Below are 20,099 nucleotides of genomic sequence, written 5' to 3' on the forward strand. Positions count from 1 at the left end.
GGTGAGGTGTGAGGTGTGGTGCTCCTTCCGCGCCCGCTCGTCCGCGTTTCCTGATTCCCGTCGAGCCGACTGATGTTTCGATTTTCCGGGCCTTGCTGAGCAGGGCCCTTTTCCTTTTCGCTCGATCAATGATCTCCGGGGCAATGCGCCTGCCCCATTACTGCATTCGGGCCGATTCGGTGGCCTGATCTTTTGGCGTTGGGGGGAGAGTTTCCAATTCCGTTCCCTGCCCACTGTTTTGATCAGGTTCCGCTCCCTACAATCCGTCCACGTCTTGAGCGCTGAGCGTCAAGGAGGACGTATGGCGGAGTTCGTCAACACACCCGTGGCAGTACTGACGCAAGAATCCGCACTTTCCGGCCGCCCCGCCTCACTCGCGGCGGCGGAACTCACCGACGGCAACCGGCTGATCGTCGTCGTCATCGTGGTCGTCGCCGTCGCCGCGCTGGTCGTCGCCCGGTTGCTGGTGCGCCAGGTCCTGGCGGCCGGTGAGGGCACCGAGCGCATGAAGGAGATCGCGGCGGCCGTCCAGGAAGGCGCGAATGCCTATCTGGCCCGGCAGCTGCGTACGGTCGGTGTCTTTGCCGTCGTCGTATTCTTCCTGCTTCTGTTGTTGCCGGCCGACAACTGGTCGCAGCGCGCGGGACGTTCGTTGTTCTTCCTGGTGGGTGCGCTTTTCTCGGCGGCCACCGGATACATCGGTATGCGACTCGCGGTGCGCAGTAATGTGCGTGTGGCGGCTGCTGCGCGTGAGGCGACTCCGGCAGAAGGCGAACCGGAGAAAGATCTCACCTCCGTCTCGCACAAAGCGATGAAGATCGCCTTTCGCACCGGTGGTGTGGTCGGCATGATCACGGTGGGTCTCGGCCTCCTCGGCGCCTCCTGCGTGGTCCTCGTCTACGCCGCCGACGCGCCCAAGGTGCTGGAGGGCTTCGGCCTCGGGGCCGCGCTGATCGCCATGTTCATGAGGGTCGGCGGCGGCATCTTCACCAAGGCCGCCGACGTGGGCGCCGACCTCGTCGGCAAGGTGGAGCAGGGCATCCCGGAGGACGACCCGCGCAATGCCGCCACCATCGCCGACAACGTGGGCGACAACGTCGGTGACTGTGCGGGTATGGCCGCCGACCTCTTCGAGTCGTACGCCGTGACGCTCGTGGCCGCGCTCATCCTCGGCAAGGCCGCCTTCGGGGACGCCGGGCTGGCCTTCCCCCTGATCGTTCCGGCGATCGGCGTGCTCACCGCGATGATCGGGATCTTCGCCGTCGCCCCGAGGCGCGCCGACCGCAGCGGGATGACCGCGATCAACCGGGGATTCTTCATCTCCGCGGTGATCTCGCTCGTCCTGGTGGCGGTGGCGGTGTTCGCCTATCTCCCGTCCTCGTACGCGGAACTGGACGGGGTCACCGATGCCTCGATCACCTCGCACGGCGGCGATCCGCGGATCTTCGCCCTGGTCGCCGTCGCCATCGGCATCGTCCTGGCCGCACTGATCCAGCAGCTCACCGGCTACTTCACCGAGACCAACCGCCGCCCCGTCCAGGACATCGGGAAGTCCTCGCTGACCGGGCCGGCGACGGTGGTGCTCGCGGGCATCTCCATCGGCCTGGAGTCGGCCGTCTACACCGCGCTGCTGATCGGTCTCGGCGTCTACGGGGCCTTCCTGCTCGGCGGGACATCGATCATGCTCGCGCTCTTCGCGGTGGCTCTCGCCGGAACCGGGCTGCTCACCACCGTGGGTGTCATCGTCGCCATGGACACCTTCGGGCCGGTCTCCGACAACGCCCAGGGCATCGCGGAGATGTCCGGTGATGTCACCGGCGCCGGTGCCCAGGTCCTCACCGACCTGGACGCCGTGGGCAACACCACCAAGGCCATCACGAAGGGCATCGCCATCGCCACCGCCGTACTGGCGGCGGCGGCGCTCTTCGGCTCGTACCGCGACGCCATCGCCACCGCGGTCGAGGATGTGGGGGCCGGCGCCGGGGAGATGGGGCTGAGCCTCGACATCTCGCAGCCCAACAACCTGGTCGGCCTGATCCTCGGCGCGGCGGTCGTCTTCCTCTTCTCCGGGCTCGCCATCAACGCGGTCTCGCGGTCGGCCGGGGCCGTGGTCTACGAGGTGCGGCGGCAGTTCCGCGAGCATCCCGGGATCATGGACTACACGGAGAAGCCGGAGTACGGGCGCGTCGTCGACATCTGCACCAAGGACGCCCTGCGTGAGCTGGCCACCCCCGGGCTGCTCGCGGTCCTGGCGCCGATCGCGGTCGGGTTCACCCTCGGGGTCGGCGCGCTCGGCTCGTATCTCGCGGGTGCGATCGGTACGGGCACCCTGATGGCGGTCTTCCTGGCCAACTCCGGCGGTGCGTGGGACAACGCCAAGAAGCTCGTCGAGGACGGGCACTACGGCGGCAAGGGCAGTGACGCCCATGCCGCGACGGTCATCGGAGACACGGTCGGAGACCCGTTCAAGGACACGGCGGGCCCGGCGATCAACCCGCTGCTCAAGGTGATGAATCTCGTGGCGCTGCTCATCGCCCCGGCGGTGGTGCAGTTCAGTTACGGGCCGGACGCGAGCGCCGGAGTGCGGGCCGTGGTGGCCGTCTTCGCCATCGCGGTCATCGTCGGTGCTGTCTACGTCTCCAAACGGCGCGGAATCGCCGTGGGTGACGACGACGGTTCCGGGGGCGAGGGCGGTCAGCCGGCCAAGTCACCGGATCCCGCAGCGGCTTCATGACCGGTCCGGCCGGGGGGACCGCGGGACTCCGCGGGCTCTGTCCGATCGGCATGCGGTAGAGCCCGGTCAAGAGGTGGGCGGGCGGCGCATTCTGATGTGCCGTCCGTCCCCATGTGCCCATGCCCATGCCCATGTCCCCATGTCCCCATGTCCGTGCGTCCTTGGGTCCGTGCGTCCCTGGATCCTCAGGTCCGTGTTCTCCGGTCGGCCGGAGGCCGTGGGGTCCGTCGACCGGATGAGTGTCCGTACGAGTGCCCGAGCGCGTAGGTGAGTTGTATCTCGCTCGTTTCCCTTGGTGCAAATGGCTGCAAAAGCATGTACATCGGATGCCCGGCACCCGGATGTCGCCCACTTGGCGTGTAAGTTCCGGGGCCGAGAGCCTTGGAAGGGACCAATCCGGTGAACAAGAAGCTTGCTGCCGCACTGTCCGGCGGTGCGGTACTCGTACTGACGCTGTCGGGCTGCGGCGACGACAGCGACAACAAGGTGAACGACTGGGCCAAGAACGTCTGCGACCAGGTGCAGCCCCAGCTGCAGAAGATCGCGAACGCCAACGCGGCCATCCAGCAGCAGACCGCGGACAACAGCAAGCCCGCAGACGTCCAGAAGACCGACTCGGCCGCCTTCCAGCAGATCTCGCAGGCGTACAAGGCGCTGGGCGCGGCCGTGGACTCGGCAGGCGCGCCGCCGGTCAACGACGGCGAGACCACGCAGAAGGAGGCCGTGAAGGAGCTCAACGCCTCCTCCGTGGCCTACGCCGGCCTGAAGACCAAGGTCGATGCCCTCGACACGAAGGACCAGGCGAAGTTCGCCGACGGTCTGAAGGGGATCGCCGACGAGCTGAACAAGATCAGCACCAACGGTGACGAGGCACTGAAGAAGCTTCAGTCCGGCGATGTCGGCACCGCGATGGCCAAGCAGAAGGGCTGCCAGAAGCCGACGGCTTCGGCGCCGCCGGCCGCTGCTCCCCCGGCGTCCGAACCCGCTTCGCCCTCCCCCTCGGCCAGCAAGAAGGCCTGACCGAAGGTCGCACGGTGCGGCCCGGACACCCCCTGCGGGTGGCCGGGCCGCTGCCGTTGTCGGTGGGAGCGGACACAATGGGTGGGTGAGTACGACCAGCCTTCCCGCGCCCGACCGTATCCCCAGCCTCCGTGAGGCCCTGCTCGCCGCCGCGTTCACCGCCGACGGGCTCCTCGAACTGCTCGGTGCGCCCGCGTACGCCGCGCTCGCCCGCAGCGAGACGGTTCCCGCCCTGCGGGCCACCCGGGGCGAAACGCCGCTCGACACGCTGGTGCGGCTGTTCCTTCTTCAGCACCCCGTCCCGTACGAGCGGGCCCGCGCCGCGCTTCCCCTGGAGGAGTGCGTCGAGGACGGCTGGCTGAGCCGACGGGACGGCCAGGTCCGGGCCACCGTCGACATCCGGCCGTACAGCGGGCCCGATGGCCAGGACTGGTTCATCGTCTCCGATCTCGGCTGCGCGGTCGGCGGCGCGGGCGGCATCGGATCGCACGAGGAGGGCGTCGTCCTCGGCGTCGGCGGAGCGTCCACCACGCTCGCCGGGATCACCGTCCGTACGCCGGTCGCCACCGCCCTCGACCTCGGTACGGGCTCCGGCATCCAGGCGCTGCACGCCGCCCAGCACGCCACCCGGGTCACCGCCACCGACCTCAACCCGCGCGCCCTCGACTTCACCCGGCTCACCCTCGCCCTGTCCGGCGCCGCCCCGGCCGACCTGCGCGAGGGCTCCCTGTTCGAGCCGGTCGGCACCGAGACGTTCGACCTGATCGTCTCCAACCCGCCGTTCGTCATCTCCCCCGGCGCCCGCCTCACCTACCGCGACGGCGGCATGGGCGGCGACGACCTGTGCCGGACCCTGGTGCGGCAGTCCGGCGACCGGCTGAACGAGGGGGGCTACGCCCAGTTCCTCGCCAACTGGCAGCACGTGGAAGGCGAGGAGTGGCAGGACCGGCTGCGTTCCTGGGTGCCGGGCGGCTGTGATGCCTGGATCGTGCAGCGCGAGGTGCAGGACATCACGCAGTACGCGGAGCTGTGGCTGCGCGACAGCGGCGACCACCGCACGGATCCGGCCGAGTACGCCGCCCGTTACGAGGCGTGGCTGGACGAGTTCGAAGCCCGCGGGACCAGGGCCGTCGGCTTCGGCTGGATCACTCTGCGGAAGTCCGCCGCGGCCGCCGCCGGGAATCCGTCGATCGTGGTCGAGGAGTGGCCGCACGCGGTGGAACAGCCGCTCGGACCGGCCGTCCTGGACCACTTCGCCCGTCAGGACTACCTCCGGGAGCAGGACGACGCCGCCCTTCTGGCCGGGCACTTCACCCTGGCCGCGGAGGTCGTGCAGGAACAGGTCGGGCTGCCCGGCGCCGAGGACCCCGAGCATGTGGTGCTGCGCCAGCACCGCGGGATGATGCGGGCGACGAAGGTGGACGCGGTCGCCGCGGGGTTCGCGGGCGTGTGCGACGGTTCGCTGCCCGCCGGCCGGATCCTGGACGCCATCGCCCAGCTGATGTCCGAGGACCCGGTGCTGCTGCGCGACCGGACCCCGCAGGCGATCCGGCTGCTGGTCGAGGAAGGCTTCCTGGAGCCGGTGCCCGTACCCGCGGCCGGACAGGGGGCCCGGTGACGGCGGGAGGCCCGGAGGCCGGGTGACGGGATAGGAGTCTGGGTGGCGGCGGAGGCCAGGGCGCGGCGGCAGGCCGGGTGGGGGATAGGAGGCCGGGTGATCCGGCCTGAGCGGTCACTCGCACACCCGGCCCCGTATCCCTACGGCTCCGAGAGGGCCTGCGCCGCGCTCGCCGTCGCGTAAGTGGCTCGCTGGGACGGTGCGTCGGGGCAGCCGCGGCCGACCGTGCGGGGGCGGCTCGGCGCGGACGACGTGCGGGTCCGGGCCCGGACGTTCGCGGCGCGGGGCGTGGACGTGTTTGTCCGGCCCTTCGTGAGTTGACCAAGCGCGTCGGCGCCGACCACCGGGCGGGCGGGCGACGGCCGTTGCCGTGGCCCGGGTCCCGGTTCCCCGGTTCTTCCCGGCACCTGCCGCCGGGCCCGCCGTTGCACCTGCCGCCGCACCCGTCGCCGGGCTCCGCTCCGGCTCGGCCGGGTCCTGTCCTACGTACTCAACGGCCTTCTCATCAGCGCCTTCACGCTCACCGTGCCTCGCTCGCGCTCGGTCTGCGGATTCCGGTCCCGGGCCTTCCGGGGGCACTTCGCAGGGGTTCGGCGCGGGCGTTGAACACCAGGCCGGCGTGGCCGGTGCCGCCGGGGGAGTGCTGTTCATCCGGGGTTCGTGTCGGCGATGCCCCGGCGTGGCAGCCTCCCCCTGCCGGGCGGTCGGTTCCGGACGGGTTCACCACCACAGGTTCGCGACGGGTTGAGGGGTACGACATGGAGAGCGTCTCAGCGGTCTTCGCCGGTGCGGCCTTCGCACTGTTCGGCACCGCCCTCCTGGTCTGGACGGGGGCGCGGGCCGTTCACCGCGCGCCGGTGGCGCACGGTGTGAGCCCCGTCGCTTCCACCGCCCTCGCCACACTCTTCGGCGTGGTTTTCCTCGGCCTCGGCCTGTGGTGTTTCACGCTCATCTGATCCTCGCTCCCAGCAGGGCCGGACACCCGGTGGCCCCGCCGCCCGCGGGCGGCCCGACCGCACCAGGAAATCCGCAGGCCGCAGGCCATGACAGCGCGGACCGGACGGTCCGGGCGGCAGGAATGGCGGAAGTCGGGTTACCGTTCGAGTGGCCGTTGCGGGCTTTTGCCGTTTGACACGGGGGCGGGTTGTACCGTCACACTCCGCAGCGACAGCACCGCGGGCAGCGTCACGGCGCTGCCCGGATGCCCACCGAGTGTCGACCGGAGAGAAGAGCGAAGTTGTCCCCGACCAGCGAGACCGCACAGGGCGGCCGCCGACTCGTCATCGTCGAGTCGCCTGCCAAGGCGAAGACGATCAAGGGCTATCTCGGCCCCGGATACGTCGTCGAGGCGAGCGTCGGGCACATCCGCGACCTGCCGAACGGCGCCGCCGAGGTGCCGGACGAGTACACCGGCGAGGTGCGCCGTCTCGGCGTGGATGTCGAGAACGACTTCCAGCCCATCTACGTCGTCAATGCCGACAAGAAGGCCCAGGTCAGGAAGCTCAAGCAGCTTCTGGCCGAGTCCGACGAACTCTTCCTCGCCACCGATGAGGACCGCGAGGGCGAAGCCATCGCGTGGCACCTCCAGGAAGTCCTGAAGCCCAAGGTCCCGGTCCACCGGATGGTCTTCCACGAGATCACCAAGGACGCGATCCGGGCCGCCGTCGCCAACCCGCGCGAGCTCAACCAGCGCATGGTCGACGCCCAGGAGACCCGCCGTATCCTCGACCGCCTCTACGGCTACGAGGTCTCGCCGGTCCTCTGGAAGAAGGTCATGCCGAAGCTCTCGGCGGGCCGTGTCCAGTCGGTCGCCACCCGCCTCGTCGTCGAGCGGGAGCGCGAGCGCATCGCCTTCCGCTCCGCCGAGTACTGGGACCTGACCGGCACCTTCTCCACCGGCCGAGCCGGTGACGCGTCCGACCCTTCGACCCTCACCGCCCGGCTCAGTGCGGTCGACGGCCGCCGGATCGCCCAGGGCCGCGACTTCGGTCCGGACGGGCAGCTCAAGTCCGCCTCCGGCCAGACGCTGCACCTGGACGAGACGAACGCCCGCGCCCTGGCCGCCGCGCTCGCCGACTCCACGTTCGCGGTCCGGTCCGTCGAGTCGAAGCCGTACCGCCGCTCCCCGTACGCCCCGTTCCGTACGACGACCCTCCAGCAGGAGGCGAGCCGCAAGCTGGGCTTCGGGGCCAAGGCCACCATGCAGGTCGCGCAGAAGCTGTACGAGAACGGCTTCATCACCTACATGCGTACCGACTCCACGACGCTTTCGGGGACCGCGATCGCCGCCGCCCGCGCCCAGGTCACGCAGCTCTACGGGGCGAGCTACCTGCCCGACAAGCCGCGTACGTACGCCGGCAAGGTCAAGAACGCCCAGGAGGCGCACGAGGCGATCCGCCCCTCCGGCGACCGCTTCCGTACGCCCGCCGAGACCGGGCTCACCGGCGACCAGTTCCGGCTCTACGAGCTCATCTGGAAGCGGACCGTCGCCTCCCAGATGAAGGACGCGGTCGGCAACTCCGTCACCGTCAAGATCGGCGGCCGGGCGAGCGACGGCCGGGACGCCGAGTTCTCCGCGTCCGGCAAGACGATCACCTTCCACGGCTTCATGAAGGCGTACGTCGAAGGCGCCGACGACCCGAACGCCGAGCTCGACGACCGTGAGCGGCGCCTGCCGCAGGTCGCCGAGGGCGACGCGCTGTCCGCCGAGGAGATCTCGGTCGACGGTCACGCCACGAAGCCCCCGGCCCGTTACACCGAGGCCTCGCTGGTCAAGGAGCTCGAAGAGCGCGAGATCGGCCGTCCGTCGACGTACGCCTCGATCATCGGGACGATCCTCGACCGCGGCTACGTCTTCAAGAAGGGCACGGCGCTCGTCCCGTCCTTCCTCTCCTTCGCCGTGGTCAACCTGCTGGAGAAGCACTTCGGCCGGCTCGTCGACTACGACTTCACCGCCCGCATGGAGGACGACCTCGACCGCATCGCGCGGGGCGAGGCCCAGTCCGTGCCGTGGCTGAAGCGGTTCTACTTCGGTGCGGTCCCCGGTGACGACGCGGCCGGTGCCGGTGCGGCGTCCGACGCGGGCAACGGCGACGGCGACCACCTCGGCGGCCTGAAGGAACTGGTCACCGACCTCGGCGCCATCGACGCCCGGGAGATCTCCTCGTTCCCCGTCGGCAACGACATCAAGCTCCGGGTCGGCCGGTACGGCCCGTACATCGAGCGCGGCGAGAAGGACTCCGAGGGCCACCAGCGCGCCGACGTGCCCGAGGACCTGGCACCCGACGAGCTGACCGTGGAGCTGGCGGAGGAGCTGCTGGCCAAGCCCAGCGGCGACTTCGAGCTCGGCGCGGACCCGGTGAGCGGGAACCAGATCATCGCCAAGGACGGGCGCTACGGCCCGTACGTCACCGAGGTACTGCCCGAGGGCACGCCGAAGACCGGGAAGAACGCGGTGAAGCCGCGGACCGCCTCGCTCTTCAAGTCCATGTCGCTGGACACGGTGACGCTGGCCGACGCGCTCAAGCTGATGTCGCTGCCGCGCGTCGTCGGCGAGGACGCCGAGGGCGTCGAGATCACCGCGCAGAACGGCCGCTACGGCCCGTATCTGAAGAAGGGCACGGACTCGCGTTCGCTGACCTCCGAGGACCAGCTCTTCGACATCACGCTCGACGAGGCCCTCGCGATCTACGCCCAGCCCAAGCAGCGGGGCCGCGCCGCGGCCAAGCCGCCGCTGAAGGAACTGGGCACGGACCCGGTGAGCGGGGCCCCGGTGGTCGTGAAGGACGGCCGCTTCGGCGCGTACGTCACCGACGGCGAGACGAACGCGACGCTGCGGACCGACGACAGCGTCGAGGACATCACGCCGGAGCGCGGCTACGAGCTGCTCGCCGAGAAGCGCGCCAAGGGACCCGCCAAGAAGAAGACGGCGAAGAAGGCCCCGGCCAAGAAGGCGACAGCCAAGAAGACGGCCGCGAAGACCACGGCGACCAAGACCACGGCCGCCAAGAAGACCGCCGCGAAGAAGACGACGACGGCCAAGAAGGCCACGACCGCGAAGACGGCGGCGAAGAAGACCGCCGCTTCCGCTTCGACCGTCGAGGACTGACTCGTCGGGGACTGACCCGTCGAGGTCTAACCCGTCGGGGTCTGACCCGTCGGGGACTGATACGCCGAGGTCTTTTCCGTACGGGACAGATACCTCGTACGGGCGTCCGGACCGTCGATTCCGCCCGGTGCCTCTCCAGGCGCCGGGCGGAGTCATGTCCCGGCTTGACCCGTTCTGTCCTGCGGCCCGCCGTGCGCCGCACGTCCGTCGTTCGTCCATCGCTCGTCCGTCGTTCGGTCCGCCCGGCGGTCCGTCGGGCGCACCGCCGCACGTCCGCCGCCGCGCGCCTGGCGACCATATGTTCGGACGGGGCGGACGGCGACCGTGCCGCTGCCGATAGGCTGGGCGGATGACGCGAGCCGAGCAGCCAACGGTCGTGAGCCCCACCTCCGACACACTTGCCGCAGACTCACGCGAGCGCGCCGTACGAGCCCTGTTGCGTATTCCTCCGCTGAAGCGGTTGTGGAGCGCCCAGCTCGTCGGAAGTATCGGCGATGCACTCGCCCTTCTCGTGCTGGTGTTGTTGTCGCTGCAAGCGGCGGTCCTGGAGGGCTCATTCGGAGCCGGATACCGGGGGGCGGCCTTTGCCGTCGCCGCCGTGTTCGGCGCCCGGATTATTTCCACCCTGCTCTTCGGAGCCGTACTCCTGGGACCGCTGACGTCGCTCACGGCGCCCGGCGGGCCGCTGGACCGGCGCTGGCTGATGATCGGGACGGACGGGCTGCGGCTCGCGCTGCTGGTCGTCGCCCCGCTGTGGATCGACTGGGCACCCGACGAGGCGCTCCTGATGATCCTGATCACCGTCTTCGTGACCGGTGTCGCCGAGCGCCTGTGGACGGTGGCCAAGGAGAGCGCGGCCCCCGCGCTGCTGCCCGCCCCGCCGCTCGAAGGCGGCGCCGTACGTCCGCTGCCCGACCGCCTCGACGCGCTGCGCCGCCTCTCCCTGCGGACGAACTTCCTGGCCGTGCCCGCCGCCGCGGTGGTCCTGCTGGTCGCCACGCTGATCGGCAACCTGCTCGGCTCGGGCCTCGACTGGTTCTCCTTCCACCAGGCGGCCCTCGGCTCGTACATCGCGGCCGGGCTGTTCTCCGCCTCGATCTCCACGCTGTACTTCCTCGAACTGCCCGCCACCCCGACGCCCCGCCCGCGCTCGCCGCTGGAGGGTCTGCGCAGGCCGACCTACGGCAACGGCCCCGAAAAGGGCCGCACCGGATCCCTCCCGCTGGTCGTCGGCGCCTGCGCCGCCGTCGCCGGGGCGATCGCCGCGGCCGCCGCCGTCTCCGTGCTGCACGCGGCCGACCTGGGCGGCGGACCCGCCACGTTCGCGCTGCTGATCCTCGCGCTGACCGGCGGCACCGCACTCGGTATCCGTACCGCGCAGAAGGTGCTGCCCACCCTGTCGCGGCGCCGACTGCTGTCGCTCGCCACCGCCGTCACCGGCATCGCGCTCCTCGCGCTCGGACTGGTGCCCGACACCGCGACCGGGCTGATGATCGCGCTGCTCGCCGGTTACACCGCCGGAGTCGCCGCGCACACCGGCCACGCACTGGTGGACCAGGAGACCGAGGAGTTCCGGCGGGCCAGGACCACCGAGCACCTCCAGGCCGTCGTCCGGGTGCTCGTCGCCCTCGGCGCCGTCGGGGGACCGCTGCTCGCCGCCGCCATCGGCCGGCACCGCCTGGCCTCCGGCGACTTCGTCTTCGCCCATGGCGGAGCGGCCTTCGTCCTGATGCTGTTCGGCGCGCTGCTGCTGCCCGTCGCCGCGATCGTCCTCGCCAAGACGGACGACCGGGCGGGCGTGCCGCTGCGCCGGGACCTGCGGGAGGCGCTGCGCGGTGGCGACCCGGCGGTCGCGCCCGCGGCCACCGGCTTCTTCCTCGCCCTGGAGGGCGGCGACGGGGCCGGAAAGTCCACCCAGGTGGAGGCACTCGCCGAGTGGATCCGGGCCAAGGGCCACGAGGTCGTCGTGACCCGTGAGCCGGGCGCCACCCCGGTCGGCAAGCGACTGCGTTCGATCCTGCTCGACGTGTCCTCCGCCGGGCTCTCCAACCGGGCCGAGGCGCTGCTGTACGCCGCCGACCGCGCCGAGCACGTCGACTCCGTCGTCCGTCCGGCGCTGGAGCGGGGCGCGATCGTCCTCTCCGACCGCTACATCGACTCGTCCGTCGCCTACCAGGGTGCGGGCCGCGATCTGTCCCCGACCGAGATCGCCCGGATCTCGCGGTGGGCGACGAGCGGCCTCGTACCGCATCTGACCGTGCTGCTGGACGTCGACCCGGAGACCGCGCGGGAACGCTTCACCGAGGCTCCGGACCGGCTGGAGTCCGAGCCGCCGGAGTTCCACGCCCGGGTACGTTCCGGCTTCCTCACCCTCGCGGCGGCCGACCCGACCCGCTATCTGGTGGTGGACGCGGGCAAGGAGCCGGAAGCGATCACCACCGTCGTACGCCACCGGCTCGACCAGCTCCTTCCCCTCTCCGAGGCCGAGATCGAGGCGCAGGCGAAGGCCCGCCGCGAGGCCGAGGAAGCGGCCCGGCGCAAGGCCGAGGAAGAGGCGGCCCGCAAGGCGGAGGAGGAGCGGCTGGAGCGCGAGCGCCAGGAACAGCTCGCCAAGCTCCGCGCCGAGGAGGAGGAGCGCAAGCGCCGCGAGCTGGAGGAGGCCCGGCAGCGCGAGGCCGAACGCCAGGCGGAGGAGGCCCGGCAGCGCGCCGAGGAGGCCCGCCGTCGCGCCGAGGAGGACCGGCTGCGGCTCGAAGCCGAGGAGAAGGCGCGCGAGGCCGAGCAGGAACGCCTCCGCAGGCAGGCCGCGGAAGAGGCCCGGCTGCGCAAGGAGGCGGAGGAGCGGCGCCTGGAGAAGCAGCGCAAGGCGGAAGAGGCGCTGATGCGGGCCGAGGAGGCCCGTCGCCAGGCGGAGGCCGCCGCGGCGGTGCGTACGGAGGCGGCGCGCGCCGAGGCCGAACGCATGGAGACGGCGCGTGCTGAGGCCGCACGTGCCGAAGCCGCACGCGCTGAGGCCGCACGCGCTGAGGCCGCGCGTGCCGCAGCCGCTTCGCGGGCGGAGGAGGCTTCCCGTACGGAGGCGGCCTCCCGTGCCGAGGCGCCCGCGGCCCCGTCCGTACCGGACAACGAGCTCACGGTGCCGACGCCGATCGTGAACCCGAACGAGGTGACGCAGCCGGTCCCGAAGGCGCAGCCGGCCGATCGCGCGGCGGACGGCGGCTCGTCGTCCGGCCGGGCCCGGTCCGACCGCCCGGCCTCGGACGACGAGGAGACGGCCATGCTGCCCAAGGTCACGGACCCGGCCGCCGGGCGTCCCGGCCACCGGCCCGTGCGGGACGCGGAGGAGACGGCGGTCCTTCCGCCCGTGCGCGGCGAGGGGCCCGCCGACCGGGTGCCGCCGGGCATCTTCCGGGACGAGCGTCCGGCCGCGGCGGAGAGCGAGAACGAACGCACCCGCGAACTGCCGCAGATCAGCGACGACCCGCAGGACCCCCGCGCCGCCCACGACCAGCAGGAACAGGGTCGGCGCAACCGGCCCCGGCCGGACTGGGCCGAGGAGACCCCGCTGGACGATCTGCCCACCCTCGCCGACGAACTGCTCGGCGGGCACGACGAGGACCCGGGCACATCGCGCCGGGGCCGCCGCCCGCGCCGCTGACGGAGCGGGCGGCTGACGGGCCGCGCGGCTGACGGGGCGGGCGGGACTGTCGGACCCTTCCCCCACAATGGGAAGGGACGGGACACAGTCCCGCGGCACCGCATGACGCCGCAGCCCCGCCACCCCGCACGACGCCACCGCACGACACCACCGGAAGGGCGGTGACCCATGACCGTATGGGACGACCTGGTCGGACAGGACCGAGTGCAGGAACAGCTCGGTGCCGCTGCCAAGGACGCCGATGCGCTGGTCACCGCCCATTCCACGGGGCAGCCCGTGCCCCCGGGCTCGAAGATGACCCACGCCTGGCTGTTCACCGGACCGCCGGGCTCCGGGCGGTCCACCGCCGCCCGCGCGTTCGCCGCCGCGCTCCAGTGCACCAGCCCGGACCGGGCCATGGGCGGGGAGCCCGGCTGCGGTTTCTGCGACGGCTGCCACACCAGCCTGATCGGTACGCACGCCGACGTCGAAGTGATCCGTACGGACCTGCTCTCCATCGGCGTGAAGGACACCCGCGAGCTGGTCCGCCGCGCCCAGCTCTCCCCGGCCGTGGGCCGTTGGCAGGTCATCGTCATGGAGGACGCCGACCGGCTCACCGAGGGGGCGGGAAACGTGCTGCTGAAGGCGGTCGAGGAGCCCGCGCCCCGCACGGTCTGGATGCTGTGCGCGCCCTCCCTCGAAGACGTCCTTCCCACGATCCGCTCCCGCTGCCGCCACCTCACCCTGCGCACGCCGCCGGTCGAGGCCGTCGCCGACGTACTGATCCGGCGGGACGGCATCGACCCGGAGCGGGCCCACGCGGTGGCCCGCGCCACCCAGGGGCACATCGGCCGGGCGCGCCGCCTGGCCACGGACGAGCGGGCGCGCGCGCGGCGGGCCGCCGTGCTCAAGGTGCCGCTCCGGGTCGCCGACATCGGCGGCTGCCTCAAGGCGGCCCAGGAGCTGATCGACACGGCCACCGACGACGCCAAGCAGATGGCGGAGGAGGTCGACGTCAAGGAGACCGAGGACATGAAGGCGGCGCTCGGCGCGGTCGCCGGGGGCCGGATGCCGCGCGGCACCGCGGGCGTGATGAAGGACCTGGAGGACAAGCAGAAGCGCCGCAAGACGCGTACGCAGCGCGACAGCCTCGATCTGGCGCTCACCGAACTCACCGGGTTCTACCGCGATGTGCTGGCGCTCCAGCTCGGCTCGCAGATCGCCATCGCCAACGCCGACGTACGGGACAGCCTCGACCGGATCGCGGAGTCGTCGGCCCCGGCGCACACGCTGCGCAGGATCGAGGCGGTGATCGCCTGCCGCAGGGCGCTGGACCGCAATGTGGCGCCGCTGCTGGCGGTGGAGGCGATGACGATGTCGCTGCGGGCGGGCTAGGCCCAGGGCGCAGTTCCAGGTCCAGTTCTCAGTTCCAGGACCAGTTCCAGGACGCGGGGCCAGGGCTACGTCCTCGGGTCCGCCGGGCCGGGCAGGTCCGGGGCCTTCGCAACCGTTCACCCGATTGAGCAGGGAATCGTACGAGTCGTCACCCGGCGACTACGCTCCCAGGATGAACACCAGGCGCCTGCTCCGCACCCTCGCCACCGGTCTCGGCACTGCCGGCCTGCTCGTCTCAGGCTGTAGCAGCGGCAGTTCGACCTCCAGTGCTTCGGCCACCGGTACGGCTGCCCCCAAGGGCCTCACGTCGTACTACACGCAGAAGCTGAGCTGGCGTGACTGCGGTGTCGAGGGCTTCCAGTGCACCTCGATGAAGGCGCCGCTGGACTACGGGAAGCCGGACGGCGGGGACATCAAGCTGGCCGTCTCCCGCAAGAAGGCCACCGGTCCGGGAAAGCGGATCGGCTCCCTCCTGGTGAATCCGGGCGGCCCCGGCGGTTCGGCGGTCGGCTACCTCCAGGGGTACGCGGCGATCGGCTACCCCGCCCAGGTCCGTGCCCGGTACGACATGGTGGCCATCGACCCGCGCGGTGTGGCCCGCAGCGAGCCCGTCGAATGCCTCACCGGCAAGGAGATGGACGCCTTCACGCAGGTCGACCAGACGCCCGACGACGACGGCGAGGTCAACAAGCTCAGCGGCGCCTTCGAGAAGTTCGCCGACGGCTGCGAGAAGCGCTCGGGCAAGATCCTTTCCCATGTCTCCACGGTCGAGACGGCCCGCGACATGGATGTCCTGCGCGCCCTGCTCGGCGACGAGAAGCTGCACTACGTCGGGGCCTCGTACGGCACCTTCCTGGGCGCGACGTACGCGGACCTGTTCCCCACCCGCGCGGGGCGCCTGGTCCTGGACGGTGCGATGGACCCGTCTCTTGAGGCCATCGACATGAACCGTGACCAGACGGCCGGGTTCGAGGGGGCGTTCCAGTCGTTCGCCGCCGACTGCGTGAAGAAGACGGACTGCCCGCTGGGCACCACGTCCACCGCGGACGCGGCCACCGCGCTCAAGAAGCTCTTCACGGATCTGGACGCCAAGCCGGTCCCGACGGGGGAGAGCCGCGACCTGGGCGAGTCCCTGGCCACCACCGGGGTGATCGCCGCCATGTACGACGAGACGGCCTGGCCGCAGCTCCGCGAGGCCCTCGCGGGCGCCCGGCGCGGCGACGGCTCCGGGCTCCTGACCCTCGCCGACAGCTACTACGAGCGCGAGCCGAACGGTAAGTACGCCAACCTGATGTACGCCAACGCCGCCGTGAACTGCCTCGACCTGCCGCCCGCCTTCGACGGTCCGGACGCGGTGCGCAAGGCCGTCCCCAGCTTCGAGAAGGCGTCCCCGGTCTTCGGCCGCGGCTTCGCCTGGGCCTCCCTGAACTGCGCCTACTGGCCGACGAAGGCCACGGGCTCCCCGCACCGCACCGAGGCGAAGGGTGCCGACCCGATCGTCGTGGTCGGCACCACCCGCGACCCGGCCACCCCCTACAAGTGGGCGCGGTCCCTCGCCGGCCAGCTCTCCTCCGGCACCCTCCTCACCTACGAGGGCGACGGCCACACGGCGTACGGCCGCGGCAGCGACTGCGTCGACACGGCGATCAACACCTACCTCCTGGAGGGCACCCCGCCCACCGACGGCAAGAAGTGCACCTGACCCGCCCGATGCGTCTGACCTGCGCTGATGGCCCCGGGGGTGCCCGGTACGGAGCACCTGCCGAAACTGTGTAGACTTGGCGTCGCTGCTGATCGCACCATGGTGCGACAGGGCGTGCCGCCTTAGCTCAGTTGGCCAGAGCAACGCACTCGTAATGCGTAGGTCTCGGGTTCGAATCCCGAAGGCGGCTCGGATTAGCCCCAGGACTCACTCGCCGTGACCTGGGGCTTTTTCCTTTTCTTGACCTTACTTCTGTTGGTCTGTCAGCCCAGAGGCTCCGAGATGCGGCCCCCGGTGGCCGACCGGTGGCCAAACGTGCAAACGGCGTGCATCGGCGGTGGCCGAGAGCGTCGGCGGAAGCGGGCGGGCAGCGGTCCTTTTGTTGTTCCATCCCTACAAGCCGTCGTCCAACAGTGCTGTCGGCGAGGGCTTCGGTCAGGTCCAGTAGCCCTGGGGCGGGCGTGTAGAGGGGCGTGGCTCCGAGCCGCCGCCAAGGAGCCTTCTCTGTGTTCGGCTGCAGGGATGCTGTGCCGCACCTTCGGCCGTGGCGGCAGCGGCTGGAGTGCGAGGGGGCGAGGTAAGCCGGGGGCTGCGGGAGGCCGGTGCGCTGGCAGGCTCGCCCAAAGCTGCTCGGTGGTCGCCAGGGGTATCCCCGCCGTTGAAGCACGCTTGGAACGGCAGCACCTAATGAGGAAGATGGTCACGCTATGCGATCAATCGCGGCCAACTATGCCTAGTGCGTGGCGTTCATCACATGCCGGAGCCCCGGTCAGATTCCCGCTGACCGGGGCTCCTTCACGCCTGAATCAGGCGGAGCGTTCCTCTTTGCCCTCTTCGCTCTTGCGAGGAGGCGTCATCCTGGGCCGGCGGGGAGAGGCTGTCGGCTTCCCGTCCTTCACCGCCGCCAAGGGCCTCCGGGCGTGCGGCACGAGCTGTACGACCTTCTCGGCGGCGTCACGAGCGAGATCGTCCAGGACCGACTGGTAGATGTCCCGGGTGATCCGCGTGTCCGAGTGGCCGAGCGTTTCGGAGACCACCTTGATGTCGACCCCGGCAGCGAGCATCAGCGTCGCTGCGACGTGGCGAAGATCGTGGAGGCGGATCGGAGGGAGGCCAGCGGCTTCCACCAGACGCTCGAAAAGGTCGCTGACCTTGCCAGGGTGAAGAAGGGAGCCATCCTCCTGGGTGAAGATCCGGCCGGTGTCCTGCCAGCCCTCGCCCCATGCCTCCCGCTCCCGTTGCTGGCGGGCCTTGTGAGACAGGAGGTCCTGGTTCGTCTCCTCGTCGAGGGCGATCAGCCGAATGCCGCTGTCGGTCTTGGGGGCGCCCTCGTGGACCTCCCAGCCGTCCTGCACGAGCTGGGTGGCGATGGCGAGCGAGCGAGCCTTGGCCGAGTGATCTTCCCATCGGACGCCGCACCCTTCGCCGCGTCGTGTCCCTCGGAAGGCGATCAGCCGCCAGAGCACGTACAGCCGGTCCTGCTCGACGAAGTCGAGGAACGTCGCCGTCTGGTCGGGGGTCCAGACCATGACCGGCGAAGGCTTCTCGCCGGTCTCCTTCCAGCGCGCAATGCGCTCGTCGCTCCAGACGAGGGCCTTCGGCTTCGTGCCCGGCAGCAACTCGACGTGCGCCGCTGGGTTGAAGGCGGGCATCACCTGCTGGGCGATGGCGACGTTCAGCGCGGCGCGCAGGGTGTCCCGGATATGCGGCTGCGTGTTGAGGCCGGTGATCCGGCGAAAGGGAGGCATCGCGTCGAGCTGGGCACGCAGCCAATGGCGTCGGGCGCGGTTCTCGGCACCCTTGTTCGGCGTGGCCTTGAGGTCGTCGCGCACTACGCGCCGCTGGGCGTTCTGTTCCTGGACCTCGATGTTGCGCTCGTTGATCGCGTCAAACATCGAATCGATGTGGTGCACGCGGAGCTTGTCGAGGCGCAGGTGCCCGAGATGGGGCTTCAGATGGACGCGAATATCGCACTCGTAGCGGGTCGCGCCACCGCGCCGCAGCCGCTTGCGTCCCGCCAGCCAGGTGTCGAGCCACTCGGCCACGGTGACCTTGGAGTTCAGGGACTGCCCGGTCTTGAAGCGGCGGCGGGTCTCGTCGTAGTCCGGGACCGGGTCCTTGTCCCTGACGCAGTTCTCCAGGAGGTCGCTGATCTGGATCTTGCCCCAGGCGTCGTCCTCCTCGGGAATGGCCATGAGGGCCCGGACCTTGTCCAGCTCCTCCTGGGCCTTGGTGGAGGTCTCGAAGCCGCCACGGCGGAACCGCCTGCGGTCGCCGTTCTGGTTGGGTTCGAGTTCCTGGACAGCGCTCCAAGTGCCGTGTCGGCGCGAAGACTTGAGCTTGGGGCAGGAAGCGCCGTACTCCTTCTTGGTCTTCGGGTCCGTGCAGCGGCACCGTCGTATGAGGTTGCCGTTCTTCACTCGCTGTCCTCCGAGGGGGTCAGTGTTTCGGGCTGGTCGACGAAGGTCAGCTCGTGAGGCAGGGACGGAGGTGCCAGGTCGCGGTCGCGCATCCGGCCACGGAACGTGCGCAGCTCCTGGCAGTCCTCGAACGCGTGCTCCTCGTAGCCCTCGGCGCGCTGCAGGAGGGTGGTTCTGCGGGCCCGGTCCAGGGTGGTGCTGGCCACCCGACGCCTTTCCCGAGCCAGGGCGTAGGAGGCCATTGCGCCAGCCACCAGGTCACCGTGCTGACGGAAGAGGTCGAGGACCTCCCGAGCGGAGCCTTCGAGCGCGGGCTCGGTCAAGGGAGACTCGCCGGTGAACCACGCGACCGCATCCCAGGTGGAGACTTCGCGGCCGGGGAGGGCTTCGACCGTGGCTGAGGATCCGAGTGGGAAGAGGAGAGTCACCGGCGGGACGCCGAGGACGTCAGCCAGTACGACGAACTCCGCGACGGTGATGCTCGTCTTGCGCCCCGACTCCAGGTTCTTCATCGAGTGCTCGGTGAACTCCGGCAAGCCGCGGTCAGCACAGCCCTGGGCGACCTCGGCCATCGTGAGGCCGGCGGCCTTACGTGAGTCCCGCAGGCGCCGGGCGATCCGACTGGTGAACGCTGTCGGCCATTGATCAAGTGTCATGGCGACACTTTAGGCAGCCAAAAGGCGCTGCCGCAACTTCGTGATACATCTACGGCGTCACCACGACACGAGATATCCCCAGGAGGGCACCATCATGGCGGCATCTGATTCGTCCCGTGAGGTACGAGGACTGACGGGCGACGAGCTGCTGGCCCTGCCTGCTGTGATCGACCTCGACACCTCAAACCGAGCGCTGATGATCGGCCGATCAACGGGATACGGACTCGCGAAGCAGGGGGAGTACCCGGTCAAGGTGCTGCGTCTCGGCAACGCCTACCGGGTGGTGACGGCTGACCTGCTGAAGTTGCTGGGCCTGGAGCGCCCGCAGGCAGGTGGAGATCTGGGCGACGGCAGAAGCGAGCGTCACGGCCTCGCCGCCTAGAAGCGTCAACCGAGCGATGTGCTGACCTTGACCTGTACGACGGCGGGCCCCCGACCAGTGTCGGGGGCCCGCCGTCGTTGAGTGGGAAGACCTAGACGTCGCTCGTCCGGATCTGAGCCCCATGCTCGTTTCGTTCGTACGTACGCCGCGTGTTCTTTTCGATCTTCCGGGCGACCTCGGAGTCCAGGTCCACGCCGTTCATCTCGGCCAGGGCCGTGAGGTAGAGGAAGACGTCGGCCAGTTCTTCCCCGAGATCGGGAAGCCCCTTGCGCCAGGCGGTGAAGGCTTCGCCGACCTCGGCGGTGAGAAGGCCGAACTCCAAGGCCACGTCTGTGGTGTTGAACCCCTTGAGGGTCTTATTTTCCCAGGCGAGCTTCTGGGCGGACCCGATCTCCAAGACTCCTCCAGCGGCGGTACAGCAGGTGCC

12 protein-coding genes and 1 tRNA gene are annotated in these 20,099 nt (G+C 70.4%); 10 read left to right on the forward strand and 3 right to left on the reverse strand.

What is annotated here, in order from left to right:
* Positions 1-301 precede the first annotated feature (301 nt).
* From OG413_RS12735 to OG413_RS12775, 9 genes are all read left to right on the forward strand, one after another.
* Positions 302-2,734 (forward strand): sodium-translocating pyrophosphatase, encoded by a 2,433-nt coding sequence (locus OG413_RS12735; RefSeq protein ID WP_266805187.1) that lies wholly within the window; start codon positions 302-304, stop codon positions 2,732-2,734.
* A 399-nt stretch (positions 2,735-3,133) separates the two neighbouring features.
* A complete protein-coding gene (locus OG413_RS12740; protein WP_266805189.1) occupies positions 3,134-3,754 on the forward strand; it encodes a small secreted protein in 621 nt (206 codons plus the stop codon).
* An 85-nt stretch (positions 3,755-3,839) separates the two neighbouring features.
* Positions 3,840-5,372, forward strand: a complete 1,533-nt coding sequence (locus tag OG413_RS12745) for a methyltransferase (RefSeq protein WP_266805191.1) — start codon at positions 3,840-3,842, stop codon at positions 5,370-5,372.
* Between the two features lie 758 nt (positions 5,373-6,130).
* Positions 6,131-6,328 (forward strand): hypothetical protein, encoded by a 198-nt coding sequence (locus OG413_RS12750; RefSeq protein ID WP_073719550.1) that lies wholly within the window; start codon positions 6,131-6,133, stop codon positions 6,326-6,328.
* A gap of 281 nt (positions 6,329-6,609) precedes the next feature.
* Positions 6,610-9,480 carry a type I DNA topoisomerase gene (gene topA, locus OG413_RS12755; RefSeq protein ID WP_266805194.1) on the forward strand — a complete coding sequence of 957 codons (2,871 nt, stop codon included), beginning with the start codon at positions 6,610-6,612 and terminating at the stop codon, positions 9,478-9,480.
* Positions 9,481-9,829: 349 nt separating this feature from the next.
* Positions 9,830-13,138, forward strand: coding sequence for a dTMP kinase (gene tmk / locus OG413_RS12760; RefSeq protein ID WP_266805196.1), 3,309 nt, complete (start codon positions 9,830-9,832; stop codon positions 13,136-13,138).
* Between the two features lie 168 nt (positions 13,139-13,306).
* Positions 13,307-14,512, forward strand: coding sequence for a DNA polymerase III subunit delta' (locus OG413_RS12765; RefSeq protein ID WP_266805198.1), 1,206 nt, complete (start codon positions 13,307-13,309; stop codon positions 14,510-14,512).
* A 172-nt stretch (positions 14,513-14,684) separates the two neighbouring features.
* Positions 14,685-16,214, forward strand: coding sequence for an alpha/beta hydrolase (locus tag OG413_RS12770; RefSeq protein WP_266805200.1), 1,530 nt, complete (start codon positions 14,685-14,687; stop codon positions 16,212-16,214).
* 116 nt (positions 16,215-16,330) lie between these two features.
* Positions 16,331-16,404 (forward strand) — tRNA-Thr (locus OG413_RS12775).
* 616 nt (positions 16,405-17,020) lie between these two features.
* Here OG413_RS12775 and OG413_RS12780 read toward each other — a convergent pair.
* Positions 17,021-18,634, reverse strand: a complete 1,614-nt coding sequence (locus OG413_RS12780; protein WP_266805202.1) for a tyrosine-type recombinase/integrase — start codon at positions 18,632-18,634, stop codon at positions 17,021-17,023.
* Entirely contained in the window at positions 18,631-19,290 is a 660-nt protein-coding gene (locus OG413_RS12785; protein WP_266805204.1) for a helix-turn-helix domain-containing protein, read from the reverse strand. The genes OG413_RS12780 and OG413_RS12785 overlap by 4 nt, the downstream gene beginning before the upstream one ends.
* A gap of 94 nt (positions 19,291-19,384) precedes the next feature.
* Here OG413_RS12785 and OG413_RS12790 point away from each other — a divergent pair, with 94 nt between their 5' ends.
* The gene (locus tag OG413_RS12790; RefSeq protein WP_266805206.1) at positions 19,385-19,672 is read left to right on the forward strand and encodes a hypothetical protein; all 288 of its coding nucleotides are present in this window, start codon (positions 19,385-19,387) and stop codon (positions 19,670-19,672) included.
* Positions 19,673-19,763: 91 nt separating this feature from the next.
* Here the strand turns inward: OG413_RS12790 and OG413_RS12795 are convergent, their stop codons facing one another.
* Complete coding sequence (locus tag OG413_RS12795) at positions 19,764-20,069, reverse strand: MazG-like family protein (RefSeq protein ID WP_266805208.1); 306 nt, start codon at positions 20,067-20,069, stop codon at positions 19,764-19,766.
* Positions 20,070-20,099: the final 30 nt, after the last annotated feature.

Source organism: Streptomyces sp. NBC_01433 (genome assembly GCF_026340105.1).
Taxonomy (GTDB): domain Bacteria; phylum Actinomycetota; class Actinomycetes; order Streptomycetales; family Streptomycetaceae; genus Streptomyces.